The 1,805-nt window shown below is 65.2% G+C and carries 2 protein-coding genes; both read right to left on the bottom strand.

What is annotated here, in order from left to right; all coding sequences use genetic code 11:
* Nucleotides 1-102 precede the first annotated feature (102 nt).
* The gene (locus tag ACMU_RS18520) at nt 103-1,032 is read right to left on the bottom strand and encodes an electron transfer flavoprotein subunit alpha/FixB family protein (protein WP_035263033.1); all 930 of its coding nucleotides are present in this window, start codon (nt 1,030-1,032) and stop codon (nt 103-105) included.
* Nucleotides 1,032-1,790, bottom strand: a complete 759-nt coding sequence (locus tag ACMU_RS18515; protein WP_035263035.1) for an electron transfer flavoprotein subunit beta/FixA family protein — start codon at nt 1,788-1,790, stop codon at nt 1,032-1,034. The genes ACMU_RS18520 and ACMU_RS18515 overlap by 1 nt, the downstream gene beginning before the upstream one ends.
* Between the last annotated feature and the right edge of the window lie 15 nt (nt 1,791-1,805).

The following is a 1,805-nucleotide window of genomic DNA, read 5'->3' as shown; positions in this document are numbered from 1 at the left end:
GCCGCCATCTGTGCCGCAAGTTGCAGCAGATGTTGTAAGAAGGTCCGCGTTTTGCGGGCCTTCTTTAAAGTTTCGGGGGGCGCGGGGGCCGGGGTTTAAACTTTAGCCCAGCTTTTCCGTCAGCGCCGGGACCGCTTCGAAGAGGTCGGCGACCAGGCCAAAGTCGGCCACCTGGAAGATGGGGGCCTCTTCGTCCTTGTTGATCGCGACGATGATCTTGCTGTCCTTCATGCCCGCCAGGTGCTGGATCGCGCCCGAGATGCCAACCGCGATGTAAAGCTCGGGCGCGACGACCTTGCCGGTCTGGCCCACCTGCCAGTCATTCGGCGCATAGCCGCTGTCGACCGCCGCGCGCGAGGCGCCCACCGCGGCGCCCAGCGTGTCGGCCAGTTTCTCGATCAGCGCGAAATCCTCTTCCGAGCCCACGCCGCGCCCGCCCGACACCACGATCCCGGCCGAGGTCAGCTCGGGCCGGTCGCTGGCTGCCAGCTTGTCCTCGACCCAGGCGCTCAGCCCCGGATCCGCCGCCGCGCCGATGGCCTCGACCGCGGCCGAACCGCCATCGCCAGCCGCATCGAAGGTGGAGGTGCGCACCGTCAGCACCTTGACCGCATCGGCCGATTGCACCGTCTGAACCGCGTTGCCGGCATAGACCGGGCGTTCAAACGTGTCGGCATCCACCACCGCCGTCACATCCGTGATCACCATCACGTCCAGCAGCGCGGCCACCCGCGGCAGGATGTTCTTGGCGTCGGTGGTCGCAGGCGCCACGATATGGCTGTAATCACCAGCCAGCGACACGATCAGCGCCGCGGTGGGTTCGGCCAGCCGGTGACCGTAAATCGCATCCTCGGCGCACAGAACCCGGGCCACGCCATCGATCTTGGCGGCCGCAGCGGCGGCATCGGCGGCCGAGGCCCCCGCGCACAGAACCGTCACATCGCCCAGCGCGGCTGCGGCGGTCACGGCCTTGGCGGTGGCGTCCAGCGCCAGTTCCCCACCCGTCACTTCAGCAAGAAGAAGTACAGCCATCACACGGCCCCCGCATCTTTGAGTTTCTCAACCAGCTCGTCGACCGAACCCACCATGATCCCGGCCTGGCGTTCGGCGGGCTCGGCGGTTTTGACCACCGTCAGGCGCGGCGTGACATCCACCCCCAGATCAGCGGCGGTCTTTTCGTCCAGCGGCTTGCGCTTGGCCTTCATGATGTTGGGCAGGCTGGCGTAACGCGGCTCGTTCAGGCGCAGATCGGCGGTCACGATCGCCGGCAGCTTGACCGAGATCGTCTGCAACCCGCCATCCACCTCGCGGGTGACCCGGGCCGCGTCGCCGTCAATGTCCAGCTCGGAGGCAAAGGTCGCCTGGCTCCAACCCAGAAGCGCGGCCAGCATCTGGCCGGTGGCGTTCATGTCATTGTCGATCGCCTGCTTGCCGGCGATGACCAGCCCGGGCGCCTCGTCGTCGATCACCGCCTTCAGGATCTTGGCCACGGCCAAAGGCTCGATATCGGTGTCGACATCGTCAGCCGCCACAACCAAAACCGCCCGGTCAGCCCCCATGGCCAAAGCCGTGCGCAACGTCTCCTGCGCCTGCTTAACACCAATCGATACGGCCACAACCTCGGACGCCTTGCCAGCCTCCTTCAAACGGATCGCCTCTTCCACCGCAATCTCGTCAAACGGGTTCATCGACATTTTAACATTGGCCAGATCGACACCGCTGCCATCCGCTTTGACACGAACCTTAACGTTATAGTCGATCACGCGCTTGACAGGTACCAAGACCTTCATAAGCGAGTTCTCCTT

The sequence above is a fragment of the Actibacterium mucosum KCTC 23349 genome (assembly GCF_000647975.1).
GTDB lineage: Bacteria > Pseudomonadota > Alphaproteobacteria > Rhodobacterales > Rhodobacteraceae > Actibacterium > Actibacterium mucosum.
This window is presented reverse-complemented; position numbering and strand designations above follow the sequence as displayed.

What these genes read in the sequence shown, in the direction of transcription:
- ACMU_RS18515 (WP_035263035.1), bottom strand. Translation starts at nt 1,790, where the DNA reads ATGAAGGTCTTGGTACCTGTCAAGCGCGTGATCGACTATAACGTTAAG.
- ACMU_RS18520 (WP_035263033.1), bottom strand. Translation starts at nt 1,032, where the DNA reads ATGGCTGTACTTCTTCTTGCTGAAGTGACGGGTGGGGAACTGGCGCTG.